General features: G+C 62.3%; 21 protein-coding genes. 11 read left to right on the top strand and 10 right to left on the bottom strand.

The window, feature by feature from the left end:
• Positions 1-830: 830 nt before the first annotated feature.
• The gene (locus AWB65_RS11705; protein WP_087667326.1) at positions 831-2120 is read right to left on the bottom strand and encodes an MFS transporter; all 1290 of its coding nucleotides are present in this window, start codon (positions 2118-2120) and stop codon (positions 831-833) included.
• Between the two features lie 114 nt (positions 2121-2234).
• Positions 2235-3455 (bottom strand): pyridoxal-phosphate-dependent aminotransferase family protein, encoded by a 1221-nt coding sequence (locus AWB65_RS11700; RefSeq protein WP_087667325.1) that lies wholly within the window; start codon positions 3453-3455, stop codon positions 2235-2237.
• 148 nt (positions 3456-3603) lie between these two features.
• Between AWB65_RS11700 and AWB65_RS11695 the strand changes: the two genes are divergently transcribed.
• On the top strand, positions 3604-4308 hold the full coding sequence (locus AWB65_RS11695) for a GntR family transcriptional regulator (RefSeq protein ID WP_087667324.1): 705 nt from the start codon (positions 3604-3606) through the stop codon (positions 4306-4308).
• A 41-nt stretch (positions 4309-4349) separates the two neighbouring features.
• On the opposite strand, the gene AWB65_RS11690 is transcribed toward AWB65_RS11695, so the two are convergent.
• Positions 4350-5096: a glucose 1-dehydrogenase gene (locus AWB65_RS11690; RefSeq protein ID WP_087667323.1), complete on the bottom strand. Its 747-nt coding sequence runs from the start codon at positions 5094-5096 to the stop codon at positions 4350-4352.
• A gap of 209 nt (positions 5097-5305) precedes the next feature.
• Between AWB65_RS11690 and AWB65_RS11685 the strand changes: the two genes are divergently transcribed.
• Together AWB65_RS11685 and AWB65_RS11680 are read left to right on the top strand one after the other, a co-directional pair.
• Positions 5306-6115, top strand: coding sequence for a class I SAM-dependent methyltransferase (locus AWB65_RS11685; RefSeq protein ID WP_087667322.1), 810 nt, complete (start codon positions 5306-5308; stop codon positions 6113-6115).
• A gap of 130 nt (positions 6116-6245) precedes the next feature.
• Positions 6246-6485 carry a hypothetical protein gene (locus AWB65_RS11680; protein WP_087667321.1) on the top strand — a complete coding sequence of 80 codons (240 nt, stop codon included), beginning with the start codon at positions 6246-6248 and terminating at the stop codon, positions 6483-6485.
• Between the two features lie 4 nt (positions 6486-6489).
• Here AWB65_RS11680 and AWB65_RS11675 read toward each other — a convergent pair whose 3' ends face one another.
• Genes AWB65_RS11675 through AWB65_RS11665 form a run of 3 tightly spaced genes read right to left on the bottom strand, consistent with a single transcriptional unit; the run spans position 6490 to position 10412 of the window.
• On the bottom strand, positions 6490-7536 hold the full coding sequence (locus tag AWB65_RS11675; protein ID WP_087667320.1) for an alpha/beta fold hydrolase: 1047 nt from the start codon (positions 7534-7536) through the stop codon (positions 6490-6492).
• 37 nt (positions 7537-7573) lie between these two features.
• Entirely contained in the window at positions 7574-9082 is a 1509-nt protein-coding gene (locus tag AWB65_RS11670; RefSeq protein WP_087667319.1) for a M81 family metallopeptidase, read from the bottom strand.
• Between the two features lie 40 nt (positions 9083-9122).
• Positions 9123-10412 (bottom strand): MFS transporter, encoded by a 1290-nt coding sequence (locus AWB65_RS11665; protein WP_087667318.1) that lies wholly within the window; start codon positions 10410-10412, stop codon positions 9123-9125.
• A gap of 143 nt (positions 10413-10555) precedes the next feature.
• Here AWB65_RS11665 and AWB65_RS11660 point away from each other — a divergent pair, with 143 nt between their 5' ends.
• The 5 genes from AWB65_RS11660 (at position 10556) to AWB65_RS11640 (ending at position 16663) form a co-directional block, all read left to right on the top strand.
• Positions 10556-11494 (top strand): LysR family transcriptional regulator, encoded by a 939-nt coding sequence (locus tag AWB65_RS11660; protein ID WP_087667317.1) that lies wholly within the window; start codon positions 10556-10558, stop codon positions 11492-11494.
• Between the two features lie 141 nt (positions 11495-11635).
• Positions 11636-13003 carry an epoxide hydrolase family protein gene (locus AWB65_RS11655; RefSeq protein ID WP_087667316.1) on the top strand — a complete coding sequence of 456 codons (1368 nt, stop codon included), beginning with the start codon at positions 11636-11638 and terminating at the stop codon, positions 13001-13003.
• Between the two features lie 75 nt (positions 13004-13078).
• Positions 13079-13975 carry a LysR substrate-binding domain-containing protein gene (locus AWB65_RS11650; RefSeq protein ID WP_087667315.1) on the top strand — a complete coding sequence of 299 codons (897 nt, stop codon included), beginning with the start codon at positions 13079-13081 and terminating at the stop codon, positions 13973-13975.
• 82 nt (positions 13976-14057) lie between these two features.
• Positions 14058-15302 carry an MFS transporter gene (locus AWB65_RS11645; protein WP_087667314.1) on the top strand — a complete coding sequence of 415 codons (1245 nt, stop codon included), beginning with the start codon at positions 14058-14060 and terminating at the stop codon, positions 15300-15302.
• A gap of 143 nt (positions 15303-15445) precedes the next feature.
• The gene (locus AWB65_RS11640) at positions 15446-16663 is read left to right on the top strand and encodes a DUF2252 family protein (RefSeq protein ID WP_087667313.1); all 1218 of its coding nucleotides are present in this window, start codon (positions 15446-15448) and stop codon (positions 16661-16663) included.
• 19 nt (positions 16664-16682) lie between these two features.
• Here the strand turns inward: AWB65_RS11640 and AWB65_RS11635 are convergent, their stop codons facing one another.
• The 3 genes from AWB65_RS11635 to AWB65_RS11625 form a co-directional block, all read right to left on the bottom strand.
• Entirely contained in the window at positions 16683-17525 is an 843-nt protein-coding gene (locus AWB65_RS11635; RefSeq protein WP_087667312.1) for a tetratricopeptide repeat protein, read from the bottom strand.
• Positions 17522-18436 (bottom strand): non-homologous end joining protein Ku, encoded by a 915-nt coding sequence (gene ku / locus AWB65_RS11630; RefSeq protein ID WP_087667423.1) that lies wholly within the window; start codon positions 18434-18436, stop codon positions 17522-17524. Before ku ends, AWB65_RS11635 begins: the two co-directional genes overlap by 4 nt.
• Positions 18437-18601: 165 nt before the next feature.
• Entirely contained in the window at positions 18602-19540 is a 939-nt protein-coding gene (locus AWB65_RS11625) for a LysR family transcriptional regulator (RefSeq protein ID WP_087667311.1), read from the bottom strand.
• A 116-nt stretch (positions 19541-19656) separates the two neighbouring features.
• On the opposite strand from AWB65_RS11625, the gene AWB65_RS11620 reads away from it, so the two are divergent.
• From AWB65_RS11620 to AWB65_RS11610, 3 genes are all read left to right on the top strand, one after another.
• Positions 19657-21084 carry a M20 family metallopeptidase gene (locus AWB65_RS11620; protein WP_087667310.1) on the top strand — a complete coding sequence of 476 codons (1428 nt, stop codon included), beginning with the start codon at positions 19657-19659 and terminating at the stop codon, positions 21082-21084.
• A 19-nt stretch (positions 21085-21103) separates the two neighbouring features.
• On the top strand, positions 21104-22393 hold the full coding sequence (locus tag AWB65_RS11615; RefSeq protein WP_087667422.1) for an MFS transporter: 1290 nt from the start codon (positions 21104-21106) through the stop codon (positions 22391-22393).
• A 106-nt stretch (positions 22394-22499) separates the two neighbouring features.
• Complete coding sequence (locus AWB65_RS11610) at positions 22500-23312, top strand: hypothetical protein (RefSeq protein WP_087667309.1); 813 nt, start codon at positions 22500-22502, stop codon at positions 23310-23312.
• On the opposite strand, the gene AWB65_RS11605 is transcribed toward AWB65_RS11610, so the two are convergent.
• Positions 23309-23692 carry a hypothetical protein gene (locus tag AWB65_RS11605; protein WP_087667308.1) on the bottom strand — a complete coding sequence of 128 codons (384 nt, stop codon included), beginning with the start codon at positions 23690-23692 and terminating at the stop codon, positions 23309-23311. The two genes, AWB65_RS11610 and AWB65_RS11605, sit on opposite strands and share 4 nt — an antisense overlap.
• Positions 23693-24011: the final 319 nt, after the last annotated feature.

Genomic DNA, 24011 nt, shown 5'->3' with positions numbered 1-24011 from the left:
GGGTGGGGTTGGGTTGCTTAACACCGTTTGATGCGCTTGGGCTTCGATGGAACTTGCTTTCTTAGCGGTCTATTTGCTCTGCCCCTGTCCGGGGCGGGACTCACTTTCTTTGCTGCTGCAAAGAAAGTAAGCAAAGAAAGCAGCTTCCCACCGCCAAAACTAACAATCCACCACGAGCATTTGATTGGGATTGGCGCTGGAGAGTAAGTGTCGCCCTCACGATGGAACCGGGCTTGGCTCGCGGACCCACTGTGACAACGCGCACTTCCTCTGAGTGGTGTGCACTCCGTTTGGCTCCGTCCTCGCTTCGCTCCGACGTGGGGTCCACTAAAACCCATCGTTTGACTAGCGTCCACTTAACTTGACTCCTGCGCTTGCACTCATCGTCTAAGCGCGTAGCGCGAGGATAGCGCCGTCCTCGCTCCGCTCCGACGTCAGATTCACAAAAACCATCTTTTGCTTGCGCTCCTCTTGCCTTAATTCCCTACGCCCTGCCCGATGCACCCAGCGTCTGAGCGCGAAGCGCCATGACGGATGTATGACTGCTGCACCGGTCCGTTGTACTGCGAGTTGCCACAGTGGGTCCGCGAGCCAAGCCCGGTTACACCGTGAGGGCGACACTTACTCTCCAGCGCCAATCCCAATCAAACGCTAGTGATGGATTGGTTAGCACTGGCGGTTGAAAGCTGCTTTCTTTGCTTACTTTCTTTGCAGCAGCAAAGAAAGTGAGTCCCGCCCCGGACAGGGGCAGAGCTAATAGACCGCTAAGAAAGCAAGTTTCCTGGGAGCACTAGCGCATCAAACGGTTAAGACAAAAACCGCCCCCGCCGCTAGGCGCCAATCCGCGAAGAAGCCGCATGCTTACCGGGCGTGGCGGCAAGCTCGAACTTGCTCTCCGGCTGCATCCGGAACGCGAGCACGACGCCGATCGCCATCAGCACCATGCTCCCAACGAACGGCAGTTCCCAACTGCCGAAGCGGTCGATCAGATACCCCGACAGCACCGGCGAAATGATCGCGGCCAGCGCCGAACCCGTATTCATCATGCCGCTCGCAGTGCCGGAATACTGCGGAGCGATGTCCATCGGAATGGCCCACATCGGCCCGATCGTCATTTCCGCGAAGAAGAACCCGGCGGCAAGACACGCCATCGACAGATACAGGTTGTGCGTGAACATCAGCGGAACGAGCGAAGCAAGCGTGAGCAGCATGCACACCGACACCATGTAGCTGCGTGCGCGCTTGAGGCTGCCGGTACGTTCGAGCAGCTTGTCCGTGACGATCCCGCCCAACGTATCGCCCACCACGCCCGCAAAGAACACGGCGGACGCGAAGATCGCCGATTTCTTGAGGTCGAGGTGATAGCTGTGCAAGAAATACTGCGGTATCCAGCTCAGGAACAACCACAACGTCCAGCCGTAGCAGAAATAGACGATCGTCACCGGCATCATGCGCTTGAAGAGCGGCATCCACGGTACCTTGGCGGGCTTCGGCTTCGGCGGCGGAAGCACTTCGAGCTCGGCGGCGGTGATGCGCGGATGGTCCTTCGGATGCTCGGTGAACGTGAGCCACCAGACCGCAACCCACACAAGGCTGATCGCCCCGCAGATAAAGAACGACTCACGCCATCCATAAGCCGCCATCACCACGACGATCGCACCCGGCGCCACCGCGTTGCCAATGCGCGCCGCCGCATGCGTGATGCCCTGCGCGAAGCCGCGCCGCTCCTTCGCGACCCAGCGCGACATCGCAGCCGTCGCCGCCGGGAAGGTCGCGCCCTCCCCCAAACCGAGCAGCACTCGCGCGGCCAGGAGCGATGCGAGACCGCCCGCGAAGCCCGTCAGCAGCGTCGCCAGCGCCCATAGAGCGCCGCAGAACAGCAGCGTGCGCTTCGCGCCGAAGCGGTCGCTGACCCAGCCGCCGATAACCTGAAACACCAGATACGGATACGCGAAAGCGGAGAACACGAGCCCGATCTGCGTATTCGAAAGACCGAACTCCTTGCCGAATCCCGCCGCCGCCGTGCTGACATTCACGCGATCGAGGTAGGTGATGAAATACATGATGCACAACATGATTAGAACGATGCTTGTCGCACTGTTGATACGAAACCGTTTCATCGTTTGTCTCCGTGACTTTATGTGCGCCGGCAGCGCGCCGTCGATGACGCGCAGCCGAGTTCGAGCGGCCGCGTTCTCTTGCGCGGCGCGTTCAGGCTCGGGTACGGGTTGGGATCAGGCAGCGGCTTTTAGCGTCGCGGCTTTTGCTTCCGAGGCAAGGAAAGCCATCGCCGCCGGCAAGCCGCTTCCCGCGAGCGGGACGCCCGCCAGTTGCAGGCCCATCTCGCAGCCGGCGAGCGTCGCCATCAGCGTGAGATCGTTGCAGTCGCCGAGATGCCCGATGCGGAACATGCGCCCCTTCATCTTGCCGAGGCCGGTTCCAAGCGACATGTCGAAGCGTTCGTAGATCACTTTGCGCACGGCGTCGGCGTCGATGCCTTGCGGCGTCATCACGCCAGTGAGCACCGGGCTGTACACGGCCGGGTCTTCGCACTGGATTTCGAGACCCCACGCGCGCACCGCGCGGCGGCACGCTTCAGCGAGACGGTTGTGGCGCGCGAAGACGTTGTCGAGCCCTTCGTCGGTGATCATTTCGAGCGCTTCGTTCAGGCCGTACAGGAGGTTCGTGTTCGGCGTGTAGGGCCAGTAGCCGCCCTTGTTCATCTCGATGATTTCGTCCCAGCCCCAGAAGCTGCGCGGCAACTTCGCCTCCTTGCTCGCGGCCAGCGCCTTCTTCGATACCGCGTTGAAGCTGATCCCCGGCGGCAGCATCAAGCCCTTCTGCGAACCGGACACGGTGACGTCCACGCCCCATTCGTCATGGCGATAGTCAGCGCTTGCAAGGCCTGAGATCGTATCGACGAGGAACAGCGCGGGGTGATCGGCGGCATCGATGGCGCGGCGCACGGCGGCGATGTCCGACGTGACACCCGTCGACGTCTCGTTGTGCACGACGCAGACCGCCTTGATCTTGCGTTCAGTGTCGGCACGCAGGCGCTCTTCGATCATCTGCGACTGCACCCCGCGCCGCCAGCCTTCGACGCCGGGCAAGCCGAGGAATTCGGGCTTGAGGCCCAGGCTTTCCGCCATCTTTTTCCAGAGCGTGGCGAAGTGGCCCGTTTCGAACATCAGGACGGTGTCGCCGGGGCTCAGCGTGTTGACGAGCGCTGCTTCCCAGGCGCCCGTGCCCGACGCCGGATAGATCACGACCGGCTGCTGCGTCTTGAAAATTTTCTTGATGCCGTCGAGCACCTTCAGGCCGAGCGCGCCGAATTCGGGGCCACGGTGGTCGATGGTCGGGTAACTCATCGCGCGCAGGATGCGATCCGGCACCGGGCTCGGTCCGGGGATTTGCAGGAAGTGGCGTCCGGCGGGGTGAAAGTCTAACTTGAGCATTTGGCTCCTCCGATTGAATTTTGCATGCAAAAAACTATACGACTGGAGACGCACATCCACCAAGTGAATTTCGACTAGTGTTTACCCCGTTATTTCGAGCATCGCCAGAGTTGAGATAAAATGTCGGCAAAGATCAGGAGCATTTTGTATGCAAAATCTCGAAATCGGTAAGGACGCCCCGCCCCTGCTGCCAAAAGTCGAACGGCAACGTCTGCACGACACAGTTGTCGATCATCTGAGGCGGTTTATCGTCGAAGGGGTGCTGGAGCCGGGGAAGAAACTCAACGAGCGCGAGCTGTGCGAAACACTCGACATTTCGCGCACGCCACTGCGCGAAGCACTGAAAGTATTGGCGTCGGAGGGATTGGTCGAGATTTCGCCGAATCGGGGCGCGTCGGTCTCGAAGATGTCCGAGGCCGAGTTACGCGAGACGTTCGAATTGATGAGTGGGCTGGAGGCGTTTTCGGGCGAACTCGCGTGCGAACGGATCACTGCGGCGGAGATCGCGGAGATCAAGGCCTTGCATTACGCGATGCTTGCGTGCCGCGCCCAGAACGATCTTGCCGGCTACTACAGCCGCAATCAGGCGATCCACGACAAAATCAACGAAGCGGCGCGCAATTCGGCGCTGCGGCAGACATATGTCTCGGTGAACCGGCGCTTGCAGGCGCTGCGCTTCCGGTCGAATTTCCAGACGCCGAAGTGGGACCGCGCGATTCACGATCACGAGGAAATGCTCGAAGCGCTCGATGCGCGTGACGGCAAGCGCCTGTCCGCCATCCTGCGTCACCATCTGCTCGAAAAGCGCGATGCTGTGCTTTCGATATCGGCGAGTCCGGAAAGCACCTCTTAGAGCCAGATCGCCCGGCGGGAGCCGGGCGAGTGTGCTTCTATTTACCGCATGCCGCCGCTCGCGACGATGTGCTCACCCGTCAACCAGCGCGCATCGTCCGATGCGAGGAAAGCCGCGATCGTCGCGATGTCGTCCGGCTGGCCCAGGCGGCCGAGCGGCGTCTGACTGAGCGCGGCTGCATCGAATTCGGAACCGATGATGCCCGCCGCGTGCGTACCTTCCGTCACCACGACGCCCGGGTTGATCGAGTTCACGCGAATCTTCCTCGGGCCCAGCTCGCGAGCCAGCACGCCGGTGATCGCATCGATGGCGCCCTTCGTGCCGCTATAGACGGCGCTCGTCGCCGGCGTGATGCTGGTCACGACCGAACTCACGTTGATGATGCTCGCGCCTTCGCCCAGATGGCCGACAGCGGCTTGCGTCGTGAGCAGCACGCCCAGCACGTTGGTATTGAACTGCTTGTGGAAATGCTCCTCGGTGATCTCTTCGATCGGGGAGAACTCGTAGACGCCCGAGTTGTTGACGAGGATGTCGAGACGTCCATACGTTTCGATCGCCGCATTGACGATGCCTTTCGCATCCGCTGCCTTCGACACATCGCCGCCGACGGCCACCGCCTTGCCGTTATCCGCGGTGATAGCGGCAACGACGGCATCGGCGCCTGCCTTGCTGCTTGCATAGTTGACCACGACCGACGCGCCTTCTGCCGCGAGTGCCTTGGCGATAGCGGCGCCGATACCCTTCGATGCACCCGTGACGATGGCTACCTTGCCTGCGAGCTTGCTCATGATCGTTTCCTTATGGAGAGATTGTTTAACGCGGAGAGTGACCGGCGGCTGTCTGAGCCGTCCGGCTTGCGATGGTGCAAATGTAGACGTGTCTCCGCCGGGGATAAAGCAGCGCCGAACGAATTGACTGGCAGGATTTCACGAACAATCGCTGGCGTATATGCATCCTGTGTCTAAGCTTGGAACCATGAGTGATAAGGAGACGGCTCATGAACACGCTTCGTACGGATACGACTTTCGCCGGCCCGATCCCCGAGCTCTACGACAGTCTCCTCGTGCCGATGATCTTCTCGCCCTACGCGATCGATCTCGCCGAGCGCGTTGTTGCACTCAACCCGTCACGCGTGCTGGAGACCGCTGCCGGAACTGGAGTCGTGACACGCGCGATGGCGCATGCATTGCCAGCGCATGTAGAACTGGTGGCGACGGACTTGAATCAACCGATGCTGGATCGCGCGGCGGCGGTCGGCATCGAAAGACCGGTGAGATGGCGACAAGCCGACGCGATGCACTTACCCTTCGACGATGCGAGTTTCGATGTCGTCGTCTGCCAGTTCGGGGCGATGTTCTTTCCGGACAAAGCGGACGCGTACCGGGAAGCGCGGCGCGTGCTCAAGCGTAATGGCGTGCTGCTGTTTAACGTGTGGGACAGGATCGAAGAGAACGAGTTCGCGGAGACGATTTCCGCAGCGCTCGGCAAACTCTATCCCGCCGATCCGCCACGCTTTCTCGAACGCACGCCGCACGGCTATTGCAATACGAACGCAATCTCCAAAGATCTCGCGGATGCGGGCTTCGACGCGACGCCCAGCTTCGACACGGTAACTGCGCGCAGTCGCGCTGCATCGGCTCAAGTGGCGGCTGTCGCGTATTGTCAGGGAACGCCGTTGCGTACAGAGCTTGAAAACGTCGCGGAAGCTACATCGGCCTGCACCGCTGCGCTCGCCGAGCGATTCGGACAGGGCGCTGTGGACGGCAAGATTCAGGCATACATCGTCACCGCCAAGCGTTTTTCTTAAGCGCCACCATACGCATTACGCCTTCCCAATCATATCCATCGAAAACATTAACTGTCGTGGATCGTTCGACGGACCTACTCTTTAGTCAACCTCTCAAGCAATTCGAGAGGCGAGATCGAAGGAGTCGATCATGAGCACGTCCCTGCACTACCTCGTCGAAAAATGGCTTGCACCGTCCGCGGCCGGACACGTCCGCGTCGTTCGATTCGGCCGCATGCGTGGCGACGGCGGACGCTTCGTTCATGTCGAAACGTCGGCGCATAGCGGCCGGCGTGCGATGTTCTTCTTCCGGCACGACGACGGCCGCTGGTGCGTGTTTCCTCCCCGCGCCGCGCAGCCTTCAATGACCGCTTATCGGCTCGCGGCTTAGGAGATCAAGCAAGCCGTGCGACATCGATCACCGCATCGGCGAATGCCTTAGGCGCTTCCTGCGGCAGGTTATGACCGATTCCGCCGCCAATGTTCCGATGCTCATACTTGCCCGTGAACTTCTTCGCATAAGCAGCCGGGTCAGGATGCGGCGCGCCGTTGGCGTCGCCTTCGAGCGTGATGGTCGGCACCGAGATCGTCGGTCCCATCGCAAGACGCTTCTCGAACTCGTCGTACTGCGGTTCGCCGTTGACGAGACCCAGACGCCACCGATAGTTGTGAATCACGACCGCGACGTGATCCGGATTCTTGAACGACTCCGCCGATCGATCGTAAGTCGCATCGTCGAAATTCCAGGTCGGTGATGCGAGACGCCAGATCAGCTTGTTAAAGTCGTATCGATTGGCTTCGTAACCCGCTTGGCCGCGCTCGGTGGCGAAATAGAACTGATACCACCACGCGAGTTCCGCCTTCGGAGGCAGCGGCGCCTTGTTCGCCTGCTGGCTGCCGATCAGGTATCCGCTGACCGACACCATCGCCTTGCATCGCTCGGGCCAGAGCGCAGCCATGATGTTCACCGTCCGCGCGCCCCAGTCGAAGCCGCCCAGCACGGCCTTGTCGATCTTCAACGCATCCATGAGCGCGATGATGTCGGCGGCGACCACGGCCTGCTGGCCGTTGCGCGGCGTATCAGGCGAAAGGAAGCGCGTCGTGCCGTAGCCACGCAGGTACGGCACGATCACGCGATAGCCGGCGGCCGCGAGCATCGGCGCGATTTCGACGAAGCTGTAGATGTCGTAGGGCCAGCCGTGCAGCAGGATCACGACGGGTCCGTTGCGCGGCCCCGCTTCCGCGTAGCCGATGTTCAACGCACCCGCATTGACCTGACGGATGTGCTCGAATGAAGTCACTCGCGTTGCGGCTTTGGTGCTCGCGGTCGTGTCGCTCGACTGCGCGCGGACGAGTCCGCTCAGTCCAAGCTCCATCAAGCTGACTCCGGCTATGGTCGTGCGCAACAAGGCGCGACGTCGTGTGTTGATCGAGTCCGGCATGGGCGTTTCTCCTTTTCGATGATTAAGTTCGTCAGCGTCAAGCGGCGACTGCACGCAACGCGTGGAACGGCGTGCCCATCGGTCTCACGCGCATGTCCGCGTCGAGGCGTTCCCAGGGAAGATCGGCCGGATCGGCGGCCATCGGCCCCGGCGCCTTCGCCACGAGGATCGCTTCGGCGATCGCCTCGAAATCCGCGCGAAAATGCACCGAACTCTTGTTCACGAGGATCTTCATTCGCTCGGGCTCGATGCCCGCCACGCGAAACAGGTTGCGGTCGAACACCTGCATCTTGATCGAGCTCACCGCGATCCTCACGCCATCGATCCGCAAGCAAGCGACCGGGCCCAGTTCGCCGTGCATGCCGTTGAGCATCGGCCCGTCGAAGCGGAAGCGTCCATCCGACAAATGCTCGACCTCGTAGACCGCTTCGAGCGGCGCATCGCCCGGCACGCCGGAACGGCCTCCCAGCGCGATCGAAATCCGCCCGCCCACGCCCGCACGATGCGCGGCGGCAGCGGCATCGGCGTCCCAGATCACGCCCACCGCCGCATCGCGCGCATCGTGGCGCAAGAGCGCGCGCACCATGCCCATCGTGTTCGAATCGCCGCCGACGCCGGGGTTGTCCTGCGTGTCCGCGATGATCACCGGCTTGTCCGCGCTTTGGCTCAAGCGGATGGCTTCGAGCGCCGCTTCATCGGGCGTCAGGAAAGGCACGTCCCAGCGCGCTTCCTCCGCGACGAGCTTCGAATATAGTGCATCGACTGCGCGTTCGGCATCGTCTTTATCGAACGAATAGGCCCAGAGCGTCGGACCGCATTCGGGGAAATCGGCCGCAGGAAAACCCGGTGCAAACGACACCGATACCACAGGTTCCTTCTCCAGCGTCGCCAGCATCCCGTACATGTCGTTGGCGGGCGCGACGAGCGTACACATGCCGTTCACCGGGATCAGGAACGGGATGCGGCGCACCGCGCAATGCAGCGGGCGTGCCTCGGACACGAGGCGTTCGAGGATCTGCGCGGCGCGTTCGCCTGTCTCGGCCATATCGACGTGCGGATAGGTCCGGTAGGCCACGAGCGCGCTTGCGTGCTTGAACATGCGCGCGGTGACGTTCGCGTGAAGATCGAGCGAGACGACAACCGGCATCTCATCGCCGACGATCCTGCGCACTCGTTCAAGCAGCTCGCCCTCGCCGTCATCGACGTGCTCGGTCACCATCGCGCCGTGCAGGTCGAGATAGATCGCATCGAACCCGCCCTGGCTGACCGCATCGATGATCTCGCCGCCGATCCGCTCGAACGCGTCCTTCGTGACGTGCGCCGATGCGCTCGCGCCCGCCCAGATCACGGGTATCAGTTCGTGCCCGGCAGCTTCGGCGGCCTTGATGAATCCACCGATCGGAACGTTCACGTCGCGCAGTGCAAGTACGCCTGCGCCGCGTGCCATTGGCGGGAAGCCTTCGCCTTGAACGAAGCTCGTGTAGGACGCCTTGGTCGGCGCGAAAGTATTGGTTTCATGCTGAAAACCGGCGATCAGGATCTTCATGATTTCACTCTCCGTGCTTCAAGTTTTATGCGGCGCAAAGTTACGCTTTCTTCATCGTCAGCCTGGCCGTGAGAATCAGAACGGCCGCCGTTGCCGATACACACGCCATGACGATGAGGCCCAGGTGCATGTTCCCGGTCCAGGATTTGGCCCAGCCGAACACCGCTGGTCCCCAGAATCCGCCCGACAACCCGACCGTATTGATGAGCGCGATACCACCCGCCGCTGCGGTTCCCTCGACGAGTTGCGAAGGGATGGCCCAGAACACCGTGTAAGCCATCCACAGACATGCGGTTGCACAAGTGAGCGCAATGAGCGTCAGCGTGAGGTTCCCATCGGCGAAAACGGCCGCGATCAAACAGCCCGCAGCGCCGAGCGCAGGAATCGCGCAGTGCAAGCGCCGTTCACCCGATGTGTCGGAATGACGGCCCGCCGCGTACATGCTGATCGCAGCCGCCAGATAGGGAATCGCGACGAACCAGCCGAGGCGGATCGTGTTGTTCACGCCTTGATCCTTGAGCAGCGCCGGGAGCCAGAAACTGATCGCGTAGATCGGGAAGATGATGCTGAAATACGCGATGGCGAGCACATAGACGCGCGGGCTTCGCAGAATCTCTTTGAACGAATCCGCACGATGCAGCGCTGGAGCGGTCTCGCGATCGAGCAGGCGTTTTTCGTCGTCGGTGAGCCAGCGGGCGTCCGCCGGACGATCGGACAGAACACGCAGCGTGAGCAGCCCGAGCGCGATGCACGGCAAGCCTTCGACGAGGAACATCCACTGCCAGCCCGCGAGGCCGCCGACGCCGGAAAGCGTCGTCATGAGCCACGCCGACAACGGACCGCCGACGATACCGCCCAGTGGCCCCGCGACGAATACGAGCGCAATCGCGCGCCCCATGCGGGCGGGCCCATACCAGCACGACAGGTAATAGATCATCCCTGGCGCAAAGCCCGCTTCGAAGACACCGAGCAGGAAGCGCATCGCGTAGAACGCCGGCACGTTGCGCACGAACAGCATGCACGCCGACGTGATGCCCCACAGCACGAGAATGCGGCTGAACGTGAGCCGCGCGCCGACCTTCGGCAGCATCAGGTTGCTGGGGATTTCGAACAGGACATAACCAAGAAAGAAGATGCCGGCGCCGACGCCGTACGCCGCGTCCGAGAAACCGAGGTCGCTTTGCATCTGAAGCTTCGCGAACCCGACGTTCACGCGATCCAGATACGCAAACATGTAGCAGATGACAAGGAACGGCAAGAGCCGCCAGTTGAGCCTGGTATAGAGCGCCGAGGCGGAATCGGCGGTGATCGATGGATGGATTGCTGACATGGGTGTCTCCCGGTTCTCTTCCACTGGACCCGTCTTTTGGGGTTGATTCATGGTGGCAGGGCGAAAACCCACTAGCAAGAGCAACAAAGTTCACATATCGTTGTTCTGTGAGCAACGCAGTAACGGCCGGGGAGCGACGCAAAATGCGAGAGATCAATCAGCAGCGGCTTCGGTATTTTCATGAGGTGCTGGCGCACGGCACGATCCGTGGGGCTGCGGATAGCCTCAATACGTCGCCGTCCGTGATCACGCGTCAGATCAAACTGCTCGAAGACGAACTGAATACGACGCTCTTCGAACGCCAGGCGCGCGGCGTGAAGCCGACGGAAGCGGCGGCTCACTTGCTTGAGTTCTGGCAGGGTTATCGGTCGCAGCAGGAGAAGCTCGAAGATCAACTGCACGCGCTGAAAGGCCTGCAGCAAGGGCATATTCAACTGGCGGTCAGCGAAGGCTATGTCGATACGCTCGTCGACGACGTGCTCGCGCCGTTCTGTGCCCGCTATCCGGAACTGGACATCGGCATGGAGATGCTGGCCGTCGACGCGATCCTCGATGAAGTTGCGGAAAGCCGCGCGCATATCGGGCTCGCGTACAACCCACCGCCGCATCCGCGCATCGCGATTCGGGCGAGTTCGTCGCAGCCAGTCGTGCTTTTGTTGAGAAGCGATCATCCGCTCGTCAAGCGCAAAGGGCCCGCGACAATCGACGATCTGCGCGCGTATCCGCTCGCGCTGATGCCGCCGACGTTCGGCATCGGTCACGTCGTGAAGATGCTGGAGCTGGCCGAGAACATCACGATCCGCGCCACGCTCACGACGAACTCGCTAGGCGCGTTGAAGCGATTCGTGACGGCGGAAAATTTCGTGACGCTGATCGGTGAATTCGCCGCTTATCGCGAGATTGCCAGCGGCGAGCTGACGACGATCCCGATCGCGCATCAATTGTTCGAAGGAGCGCAAGCGAGAGTGCTGGTCAAAACCGACAGGCCACTCGCGCCCGGTCCGCTTGAATTGCTTAAGTGGATTCAGGAAAGGATGCCGATGTTTTCATCGACTAAACGAGGCAAAGGCCGCAGCCGATAGCACTTGCCTTTGTACGACACTGTATCGGCGATGTGCGGAGATACTTGCGCTTACACGAATCGTCCTCTACGACATAGTGCAGATACGTCTGCGCGTTTCAATGTGTCTCGTCAGGCGTTAAGCCCTTCCTTGGAGATGCAGATGACAGACGTCAAAGCCACCGCAGTCCCGATTCAATCGCCCTCCCGCCGCCGTTTCGTCGGCGCAACGGCGGCGAGCCTTGCAGCGGGCTCGCTAAGCCCGCTCGCGTTTGCAGACACCGCTCAAGCCATCACCTCGGTTGAAAAGCCCGTGAATGGTGACAAAACTGCGATACGTCCACTTCGCGTCCACGTGCCGGAATCACAACTCGTCGACTTGCGACGACGCATCAAGGCGACGCGCTGGCCCGATCGCGAGACCGTCGCGGACGATTCGCAAGGCGTACCGCTCGCGATGATCCAGGAATTCGCGCACCATTGGGCGACGGACTACGACTGGCGCAAGTGCGAGGCACGGCTCAACGCCCTGCCGCAGTTCGTCACTGAAATCGACGGCCTGGACATTCACTTCATCCACGTGCGCTCGAAACATCAGAACGCGATGCCGCTGATCGTCACGCACGGCTGGCCCGGCTCGGTCATCGAGCAGTTCAAGATCATCGATCCGCTCGTCAATCCGACGGCGCATGGCGCGAACGCGTCGGACGCGTTCCATCTCGTGATTCCCTCGCTGCCTGGCTACGGATTTTCGGGCAAGCCGACCACGACCGGCTGGGGTCCGGAGCGCACGGCGCGCGCCTGGGTCGTGCTGATGACGCGCCTCGGATACACGCGCTTCGCGTCGCAGGGCGGCGATCTCGGCGGCATCGTGACGAACGTGATGGCCAAGCAGGCGCCGCCCGAACTGATCGGGATTCACGTCAACTTTCCGGCGACCGTGCCCGCCGACATCGTCAAGTCGATCCAGGCGGGCGATCCACCGCCTTCCAATCTCTCCGCCGACGAGAAGCTGGCCTATGAGCAATTGAGCGTCAACGCCATGAAGCGGCGCGGCTACGCGTTCGAGATGGGGACGCGCCCGCAGACGCTCTACGGACTCGCGGATTCGCCCGTCGGGCTGGCCGGCTGGCTGCTCGACCACGGCGACGGCTACGGCCAGCCGGCGGCGGCGATCACGTCGGCCGTGCTGGGGCGCACGATCAACGGCCACTCCGCAGGCGACCTGACTCGCGACGACGTCCTCGACGACATTACGCTCTACTGGCTCACGAACACGGGCGTCTCGGCGGCGCGCTTTTATTGGGAGTCGCACTTCAACTTCGTCCTCACCGCCGATGTCTCCGTGCCGGCGGCCGTGAGCGCCTTCCCCGGCGAGAACTATCAGGCGCCGCGCAGCTGGACGGAGCGTGCTTATCACAATCTCGTCTATTACAACCGGCCCGACAGGGGCGGCCACTTCGCGGCATGGGAACAGCCGCAGTTGTTCGCCGAAGAGGTCCGCGCGGGGCTGAGGCCGATGCGTTCATAGAGGCGCGCGCTTGCCGCTTCCTCCGTCGATCGCTATCCTCGGCCGAAGACCAAGCTTTCGCACGAAGGACACGCAATGCCGCTTCGCCTTCCTCCCCTGTCGGCTCTCCGCTTCTTCGAGGCGGCTGGCCGGCACTGCAGTTTCAAGCTCGCCGCAGCGGAACTGAGCGTGACGCCGAGCGCGGTCAGCCACGGCATCGTCGGGCTGGAGGAAGCGCTCGGCGTCGAGCTGTTCGTGCGCGAGCCCGGCCGGCTCTCGCTGACGCCAGCGGGCGCCGATTATCTCGTGTACGTGTCGGAGGCGTTCTCGCTGATCGCGATCGGCACGCAGCGACTGCCCGACAAGCGCGCGCGCCGCTCGATCCTCGTCACCTGCGCGCCGACGTTCGCGTCCCGCTGGCTGCTGCCGCGCCTCGCGCGCTTTTACGAGCGCTGGCCCGCGATCGACGTCACGGTCGATACGTCGCGCCGTCAGGTCGGCTTTCCCGTCGATGGCTTCGACTTCGCGATCCGCCTCTCGCGCGCGCCGGTGGCGGGCGATCGATGGGCGCGTCTGTTCGGCGAAGTGCACGTGCCGGTGTGCAGCGCCGCGTATCGCGAGCGTGTGCCCGCTCTGCAAAACGCGACGCTGATCCACGTCGATACCGCGAGCGAGGACTGGCAGGCCTGGCTCGAAGCGACGGGAATCGAAGGCGTCGGGACCGCTGGCAGCTTGCGGGTCGATACGATCCAGCTCGCTTTCGAAGCGGCCACGGCCGGGCTCGGCGTCGTGCTCGGCCGCCGGCCGCTCGTCGATCGCGATCTGGAAAGCGGCGCGCTCGTCGAGATCGGGCAGCCGGCGATCCAGTCGCAGACGGCGTACTGGCTCGTGAGCTCGGAGGGCGCCGGGCATCGGCCGGATCTCATCGGCTTCAGGCAGTGGCTGCTGGAAGAAGCGGGTCACATCGAAGAAAGAACACCCGCGGGCAGTTGAATTTTCTTCATCCGCCGTCGAGGACTTTTCGTTTGCCGTGCCCGCACCGCGCTGCGAGCATGACGACGAGGAGGACATCACCATGTCGACGGCAAGTCACGAAACGCCCCGTGTTTTCGCAGTCACGCAACGCAACGTCACGCTCGCGATCATCGCGGGGGCGCTCATTCTGAGCGCGGCGATGGGCGTGCGTCAGACCTTCGGCCTCTTCATCAACCCGTTCTCGTTCGATCGCGGACTGCCCGTTACGCTGATCGCGTTCGCCATCGCGCTGCACAACCTCGTCTGGGGCTTCGCGCAACCGTTCGCGGGCGCGGCGGCGGATCGCTACGGCGCGTCGCCGGTCGTCGCGTTCGGTGCCGCGATGTATGCCGCGGGCCTCGCGCTCGCGGCCATCGCGCCGTCGGGCTGGGTCATGGTGATCGGCCTCGGGTTGTTCGTGGGGCTCGGCATCAGTTGCACGACCTTCGGCGTCGTGATGACAGCCGTCGGGCGCGCGGTTTCCGCCGAGAAGCGCAGCATGGCGATGGGGCTCGTGAGCGCGGGCGGGTCGCTCGGACAGGTGCTCATGGTCCCGCTCGCGCAAACGGTCCGCGAATCGTCGGGCGTTTTCGCGTCGCTCGTCGTGCTGTCCGTCGTGCTGCTACTGGTCGCGCCACTCGGGATCGTGCTCGATCGCAACGGACGCGCGGCCGCATCGGATGCGCTTGTCGAGGCGCCGTCGCTCAGGCAGACGCTGGGCCAGGCGCGACGGCATCGCGGCTATCGGCTCCTGACGATCGGCTTCTTCACCTGCGGCTTCCAGCTTGCGTTCATCGCGACGCATCTGCCGGGATACCTGCTCCTCTGCCACATGCCGATAGCGCTCGGCGCGACCGCGCTCGCGCTGATCGGTCTCTTCAACATGGCGGGAAGCTGGGGCTGCGGCTGGCTCGGCGGACGTTTTCGCCAGCAACACGTGCTCGGCTGGCTCTATCTGATCAGGAGCGCGGCGATCGGCGGGTTCTTCCTGCTACCCAAATCGACGGCCTCCGTCACGATCTTCGCGGCGGTAATGGGATTGACGTGGCTCGGCACCGTGCCGCTGACGAGCGGGCTCGTTGCGAAGGTGTTCGGCACGCGACATCTCGGGACGCTGTTCGGCGTGTGTTTCCTGAGCCATCAGATCGGCTCGTTTCTCGGGGCGTGGCTCGGCGGGTTCGTGTTCGACGTCACCGGTTCGTATTCGCTCGTGTGGGAAGCGACGGTCGTTGCGGGCGTCGTCGCGGCGCTGCTGCATTTTCCTATCGACGATAAGGCGGTCGAGCTCGTCTTGCGGGAGGCTTGATACCGCGTTCATGCGTTCGTTACTTACGGAACGCCTACGACAAGGGCACACGGCACGGGATGTGCTGTAAGTCGGGCGACGCTGGCTCTCGCACACAAGCGAAGCCTCCTGGCAACTTACCGCGCTTCAGGAACCCGACCGATATGGCCAAAACAAAACGAGCGCGCGCCCTTCCGCTGCCTCCAGACCGGCAAGCCTTGCTCACCGCCCTTCGCAACGAAAAAATGGCGGTCTCCGCGCACGCGTTCGTGCGCGGTAACACGATGCGTTTCTATGAATGGCTCGACGGCATCGAAGGCCACGCGCTGCCCGATGGCCCGCCCGTCTGGATTTGCGGCGACTGCCACACGGGCAATCTCGGACCCGTCGCCGATGCGCAGGGCAAAGTCGAAATCGCGATCCGCGATCTCGATCAGACCGTGATCGGCAATCCGGCGCACGACATCATCCGGCTCGCATTGTCGCTCGCGACGGCCGCGCGCGGCTCCGATCTGCCCGGCGCGATCACGGTGCGCCTGATGGAAGCGGTCGCCGATGGCTACGAAAGTTCCTTCGATCCCGCCGCCAGCGAACCCGATCCGAAGCGCAACAAGCCCGAAATGGTGCGCCTCGTGATGAAGGAAGCGACGCGGCGCTCGTGGCGTCACCTCGCGGCCGAGCGCATCGAGGACCTCAAGCCGGCGATTCCGCTCGGCAAGCGCTTCTGGCCGATATCGTCCGCGGAAAAAGAGGAAATCGACGCGTTGTTCGGTAAGCATTCTGTGGCGTCGCTTGCGACATCGCTCCGAGGCGGCGGCGACGAATCGGCCGTCACCGTGCTCGATGCCGCGTACTGGGTCAAAGGCTGCAGCTCGCTCGGGCGACTGCGTTTCGCGGTACTGCTCGATATCGACGGCGGCGTCATCGATGGCGACGACCTGTGTCTCATCGACGTGAAGGAGGCGGTGAAAGCCGCCGCGCCGCGCTACAGCAGCGAATCGATGCCGCGCGATCAGGCGGAACGGGTGATCGAAGGGGCGCGACATCTGACGCCGGCGCTCGGCCATCGGATGCGCGCGGCGCGGCTGAATGATCGCGCGGTTTTTATCCGCGAGTTGCTGCCGCAGGACATGAAACTGACCATCGACGAGTTATCGCCGAGGGACGCGACCGAAGTCGCGCGGTTTCTCGCGCGGGTGGTCGGCAAGGCTCACGCGCGTCAGATGAACGAAGCGAACAGGCGCGCGTGGCTCGGCGTGTTGAGAGGGCGCAGTTCGAAGACGCTCGATGCGCCGTCGTGGCTCTGGAAAAGCGTTTTGCCGCTGATCAGCAGTCACGAGACGGCGTATCTCGAACATTGCAGACGGTTTGCGTTGTCGTGAGGCGTGGAAGGTCGAACGGTCATCCGCCGAGTCTGCGATACGCGCTCAGGTGCCTCACCAGACCCTGCTTGTCGCCGCGAATTTCGCTCAACCGTGCAAGGTTGAAGTGCGCATCGGCATGAGCGGGGTCGAGTTCGATGCATCGCTCGTACGCTTTCGCGGCTGCGTCGAAGCGCTTCAGTTCTTCGAGTACGACCGCGCGATTGAAATGCAGCAGCGCGTCGTCGGGAAAGTGCGCAAGCGCCTGATCGAACATGGATAGCGCTTCTTCGTAGCGCGTGTCGCCCTCGGAGAGCAGCACGCCGAGGTTGGTGTACGCGCTGTAGTGCGGATTCGGCGACAACTCCAGCACCTTGCGATACGCCCGCTCCGCGCCGACGCCATCACTGTCCGTAAGCTGTTCCGCCAGCGCGAACCACTCATCGGCTTGCTGCTCGCGGCTCTTCACGTTGCGCGGGGTGACATCGAGAAACGTGACATCACCCTTGATCGGCGCGACTTCGAAATCGAACAGATGCTGGCCGGAAGTGGCATCCCATTGGCCCGATCCCGTCTTGACCGCGACGCTGTCGCCGACGGCCGTGATGCGGATTCCCGAGAGAGGAAGCTCGTCCGGCAGCTCCGACTTGAGCTTGGCAAGCGCGCGCAAGATCTTGCGCGACGCGATCTTCGCGGACTGCAACTGAAAAGCCGTGCGCAACACCACCACGTCCTGAAACGTGAAGCGCAGTTCGTTGCGCCGGCCGCGCGTGGGTTGAACGAACCCCGCGTCGATCAAGCCCGTCAGCACGCTCCTTGATACGCCCAACAAGGACTGCAGGCTGCGCAGCGAGTAATCCTGCGGAGCATCGCGTCTTGTCACTTGCGGGCCCGGACCTTTGCGGGCGGCGCTTCCTCGACCTTGGCCACAGCACGTTTGGCGGGTCGCCGCGGCTTGGTAGCGAGCACTTCCTCTTCTTCTACAGGTGCGGCTTTCCTGGCCGGAGCCTTCTTGGGCTTGCTCTTCGAAAGACTCGCGCGCAATGCCTCCATCAAGTCGATGACCTGCCCGCCCGGCTCATCGCCAGTGGCTTCCGGCGACACGATCTGCTTGCCCGCGATCTTCTGATCGATAGCGGCGAGAACGCGCTTCTTCTCTTCGTCCTCGTAAGCGGACGGGTCGTATGCGTCCTCCGAAACCTGATCGATGATCTGCAACGCGAGCTGCAATTCCGTACCGGTAACGGCCACGTTTTCGATGTTCAAGTCGCTCAATGCGCGCACTTCGTCCGCGAACAGAAGCTGCTGGAAAATCATGCCGTCTTCAGCGGGACGCACCTGCACGATGCGCGTCTTGCCCTTATACGACCATTTGGCGAGCGCGCAGCGCTGGCTCTCCTGCATGGCCTGCCGAAGCAGACTGTAGGGCTTGCCGCCACGCTTGTCCGGCGCGATGAAATACGCTTTGTCGTAGTAGAGCGGATCGACCGATTTCTCCGGCACGAACGAAACGATCTCGACGACATGACTCGCGCCTTCTTCGAGCGCCTTCAGTTCATCCGACGTAAAGACGACGTACTGCCCTTTCTCGAACTCGTAACCTTTCTTCATATCGGAGCGAGCCACGACCTCGCCGGTGGCTTCGGAGACGTACTGCTGCTTGACTCGCCCGCCGTCGGGGGACAGAAAATTGAAGCCCACGCCGGAGGCACTCTCGGTCGCCGAGTAGAGCTTGACCGGGATGGAAACGAGACCGAAGGAGAGAGTCAACGAAGCGATCGAACGCGCTGCCATAAAGGTCTCCTCGTAGCCGGCGACGGAGAATTCGCGCGGCATCAGCTCACAGATGTGGCGATAGCGGCCTCAGTGGCGCGTACGAGCAGCGGGAGGTCGGCCGATATCCTCCGCTGGTGCCAAGCTTAGCACCGTGCCCGGAGCAATGTAGCAAGGAAGATGCCGTCAACGCGCGACACGCGTGCGGCCTTTTCTGGGCTTTGCGACGTCTGCCATGGATAACGCCGACTTCAGCGTCTCCAGAAACTGGCTGACAGGCGGAGGAAGATGGCGGCCCTTCATCGTCGTGACTTGCAGGAAGCGCTCGTTCAACAGCGGCTCGTCGATGTGCTTGGCCAGCAGGGTCGGCTCGGCCTCCATCCCTTGCAACGCGATCGCGCTGCCTAGCGTGATCGCGCCGGTCAGCGCGGCGAACTGATGCATCGCGCTGGAATTGTTGCTCGTGAAAAGCGGCTCAAGGTGCTTTCCCCGCAGCGAACAGCACCAGTCGATGAGTTGACGAACCGTCGTGCCGCGTTCGAGGACGGCGACAGGATAGTCGAAGAGGTCGTCGAACGTCAGGGCGTCTTTGTCGGCGAGCGGATGCGACGGACGCAATAACGCGCACACGGGCGCGCTCATGCTGAACTCGGCGTGAACGGCGGTGGACGTCGAAGTCGAAAATGCCAAACCCACATCGACCTCGCCTTGCGCGACCCACTGTTCCACCTGCGCGGGCGTTCCCGAACGCAGCACGAACCGCGCTCGCGGATGCTCCACATGAAAGCCCGCGAGCACGCTGGGCAGGAAATTGCGCGTGAAGCCCTCGGTGCACCCGACTCTCACGATGCCCCGGCCCAACGCGTGTGCCTCGGAGATCTCGCTCAAGACGGCGTCTGCGTCCAGCAGCGCGCGGCGCGCATGTTCCGCGAGGAGTTGGCCCGAGTCGGTGAGCACCATGCCGCGCGGCATGCGCTCGAAGAGCGGCGTCCCGACCTCGTCTTCGAGCTTGGCAATCTGTCGGCTAATGGCGGACACGGCCACATGCAGATTCTCCGACGATGCCGCCAGCGACCCCGTCCGCGCGACCTCAAGAAAGTACCTGAGCGCGATTCCGTGAAGCATTCTTCCGTCCTTTGCGTTGCAATTTCGGCAATGCTATCCGCTAATTTTGAAATTGTGGCGAATTTTTGGCGTTCATAGACTGGCTCTCGCCTCTTCAAAGACTACGAGGAATTTCAGTGGAAGCTCGTCAAATCACGCGCGCCTCGGCGATTGCCGGCGCGTATGAAAACTTCGATTCAGGTGCGCTGCTCGCCGATTTGCGCCGCCGTGTCGCGTTCAGAACCGAAAGCCAGGAAGCGTCAGGTGTCGAGGCGCTTCATGCATATCTGCAAACCGAGATCGCGCCGACGCTTTCAAAGTTGGGCTTCACAAGCCGCATCGTTGACAACCCCGCCGGCAAAGGCGCGCCGTTTCTTATCGCCGAGCGTCACGAGGGCGGCCAGCTGCCTACCGTGCTGACCTACGGGCATGGCGATGTCGTCAGAGGATACGACGAGCAGTGGCAGAGCGGCCTGAAACCGTGGGAAGTCACCGTCGATGGAGACCGCTGGTACGGCCGCGGCACGGCGGACAACAAGGGTCAGCATTCGGTGAACTTCGCGGCGCTCGCGGCGGTGATCGAGGCTCGCGGCGGCAAGCTGGGCTACAACGTGAAGGTCATCTTCGAGACCGGCGAGGAAATCAGCTCGCCCGGTCTCGATGCAGTCTGCGCCGCCGAAGCCGACGCACTTCGCGCCGACGTCTTCCTCGCCTCCGATGGCCCCCGCGTATCAGCGGAGCGTCCGACGCTGTTCCTCGGTTCGCGCGGCGGCGTGCCGTTCGAACTGCTCGTCGATCTGCGCGAGGGCGGACATCATTCGGGGAACTGGGGCGGCGTGCTGCGCAATCCGGCGGTCGTGCTCGCGCATGCACTCGCGACACTCGTCGATCGCGATGGACGAATCATCGTCGAGGGGCTGCGTCCGCCGCCGATTTCGGATGCGGTCAGACATGCGCTTGCCGATATCGAACTCGGTCGCGACGACAGTTCGCCCGACATCGATCCCACATGGGGCGAGCCCGGACTGACACCGACCGAGCGCGTCATCGGATGGAACGCGCTCGAAGTGCTCGCGATCAAGTCCGGCAACGCGGACGCGCCCGTCAACGCGATTCCGCCGATAGCCAAGGCAGTGTGCCAGTTGCGCTTCGTCGTCGGCACGGATTGGGAACACGTGCGCGAGCACCTGGAGCATCACTTCGAGCAGCACGGTTTTAAACATGTGCGAGTGAAAGTATCGAGCGGTACGCCCGCGACGCGTCTCGACCTCGACGACCCCTGGGTCCACTGGGCACTCGACTCGATGCGCCACACGACCGACAAGAAGCCCGCGTTGCTTCCGAATCTAGGTGGCACGGTTCCCAACGACGTGTTCGCTAAAACGCTCGCGCTTCCGACGCTGTGGGTGCCGCATTCGTATCCGGCCTGCAATCAGCACGCACCGAACGAGCATCTTCTGGGCTCGGTCGCGCGCGAAGCCCTCGGCGTCATGGCCGGACTGTGGTGGGACCTGGGCGAGTCCGGGGCCGCCATTGTTGAACGTCGGAAGTGCGCATCCCGCTAAACCTCTTGCTCCGGACCGAATCATGCAGAAGAAACCTCTTAGTCTGACGCAGATCGTCGTTGCTACGTCCGCCGGCAACGCACTGGAATGGTTCGATATCGCGATCTATGCGTTCTTTGCCGTGTATATCGCCAAGCACTTCTTTCCGACCGTCAACGAAACCGCGTCGATGCTTTTGACGTTCGGCTCGTTCGGCGCGTCGTATCTGATTCGTCCGCTCGGAGGCATGGTCCTCGGCGCTTATGCCGACAAACACGGGCGCAAGGCAGCGCTCCTGCTGACGGTCGGCTTGATGATGGTCGGCACCGCGATCATCGCCGTGATCCCGACCTACGCGACGATCGGACTCGCGGCGCCGATCGGCGTGTTCGTCGCGCGCCTGATTCAAGGCTTCTCGGCCGGTGGAGAGTTCGGAGCCTCGACGGCGATGCTGATCGAGCATGCACCCCATCGCCGGGGATTGCTCGCTAGCTGGCAGTTCGCGACGCAAGGCCTGGCGACGCTCATGGCTTCGATTTTCGGGTATGCGCTGGCGAAGTTCATGCCGCCGGCGGAATTGTCGGCTTGGGGCTGGCGCATTCCGTTCTACTTCGGCTTGTTGATCGGACCGGTCGGTTTGTATCTGCGCCGATTCCTGGAAGATGCACCGGACTTCACCGAAGCCAGGCATACGACGACGCCCATTCGAGATGTCTTCTCCAGGCAGAAGGTCATGTTGCTCGTATCGATCGGCGCGCTGACCGTCTCGACGGCCGTGAACTACTTGCTGCAATACGTGCCGACGTTCGCGATCCGTGAGTTGCACCTCGACCCGTCGACAGGCTTCGCTGCCAGCATCCTTGCAGGCGCGATATTGACGGTCGTGACGCCTTTCGCCGGCTATCTGTCCGACCGCATCGGACGCATGAAGCAGATGTCGCTGACCGCGCTGCTGTTTCTCGTCACCGGGTATCCTGCGTTCTCGTATGTGGTGTCGCACGTGACGGTCGGCGGGTTGTTCGTGCTCGTCGGCTGGCTCGCGTTGTTGAAGGCGATCTACTTCGGCGCGCTGCCCGCGTTAATGTCGGAAATCTTTCCAGTGTCGACGCGTGCGACTGGCATGTCGATCGGCTATAACATCGGCGTGACCGTCTTTGGCGGCTTTACTCCTGCGATCATTATCTGGCTTCTCAGCGTCACGGGGAGTAAGGCGGCGCCCAGCTTTTACCTGATGCTTACCGCCGTGATCAGTCTTGCCGCGCTGGCCTCGGTAAGCAGAATGCAACGCAAGCCGAGACGGGACTATCAGGCGGAGCAGAACGCGTATTGAGGCATCGTTGTTGTTTCGAAGGCCTCCGCAATCGCCGGAGGCCTTTTTCGTTCCAAGCGCTATTTGAAGGAAGAGCCGTATACTTCGATGCTTTAAGGCGACAACCGTGACATCGATCAGTCCAATCACCGTGGTTGCCTACTCGCGCACTGGCCTTGACTTGACGGCCACGTATTTGTCCGACGCGACGTTTGTCGTGCCCGAAATCCTGTCTGCGCAGTTCTCCGACGCACTCGCTCAATGGAAGGCCCAACTCGCATTCGATAGCGTGCGTGTTCAGCCATCGAGCGTCTTGATTCGAAACGATGCTGTCGAACTCACCGGAGGACCGATTCACTACAGCGAGCTGCGTGCGCTAAAGCAATGCCTCAAGAACCTGCGTCGCGACTCTCCTGATGCGTTCGAACGCCTTCCGGCGGGCTATATGTCATCGATCGGTCTCGTGGTCCTCGTCATCTCCGCCGACGGCCTCATGCTCGCAGCACTGCGCGGCGACAAGGTTGCGGTGCACGCAAACGAATGGACGCTCGGCCTGGGCGAGGGTCTGGAGGCAAAGGATTTTCAGGCCGGCACGCTGGAGCCAGCCGTCCTGCGCGCGTTGTCGGAGGAACTGCATATCGTCGAAGCCGATGTGCCGGCTAAGGCTTTAAAGGTTCTCGGCCTCATGCACAGCCAGGAGACACTCGACCTCACCGTCGTCGCAGTCGCGGATATGCGAGGTTCGAACCCCGCTTTCGCAGCGTCCGGCATTCTGCGTCGCGCAGCATCCGCCGACGATGCGTGGGAGCACGCGCAACTGCTCTTCGTCCCGACGGACCGTGAGTCGCTCGACAGGACAATCACAGTCAGCGCCCGTGCAGCGGTGCCCGGGATGTACGTCGTCTTCGATATGCTGGCCGGGTATCTGTCGTCGCGCTAAGCCGCGCGTTTCGCTTCATCGATATCGACCGTGCCGAGCCGCGAGAAGATGTCGCAGACAGCGTGCAATTCGGCGTCGTTCTTGATGCAGACCGTGATTGTCGTGTGGCCTTCATCTTCGATGAGGCCGTCGCAGACCAGATCCACGGATTCAAACAAGTGATCATGGAAATCCACTACGCCGAGGTGCTCGCCATGACCCGCGTATTCAGCACTCGTCCAATGCTTCTCGTCGATGGACAGTTGAAATGCGCTGTTCGACGGTGCACACGCCGTCTCGACGTGAACCCGGTCGGCAACGATACCTTCCGAATACAACTCTTCCAGCGCCTCACTGACTTTACCAAACGAACCAAACGTACCGACAATCTCCTGCATCATTCTCGTCTCCCGCTTTCAACTCGCGTGTTCAAACTCCGTCAGCCGCGATGCTCATCCGCGTGGAAGGCGTCGAAGCGAGCGCACCGGCAATCGCTGCGCTACCCGGACCGACGAATACACAAGGCTCGGCCCGACAGCCAGCGGCGGGTAGATGCGCCAATCCTTCCGCCCATGATGAAAGAAATTCAGGGAAAAGAAACCCGACATGAGAGGGGCACGGACGCAGACATACCGGCACCCGCCGAGATAGACCCGGCCGAAATGCGAGAGGTAGGCGCCACTGTCAGGCTTGAACCATCGGCAGACCTCGCGATGAAGC

This window comes from Caballeronia humi, assembly GCF_001544475.1.
Lineage (GTDB): Bacteria > Pseudomonadota > Gammaproteobacteria > Burkholderiales > Burkholderiaceae > Caballeronia > Caballeronia humi.
Note: the sequence above shows the minus strand (reverse complement) of the source record. Positions and strands in the feature narration are given on the sequence as shown.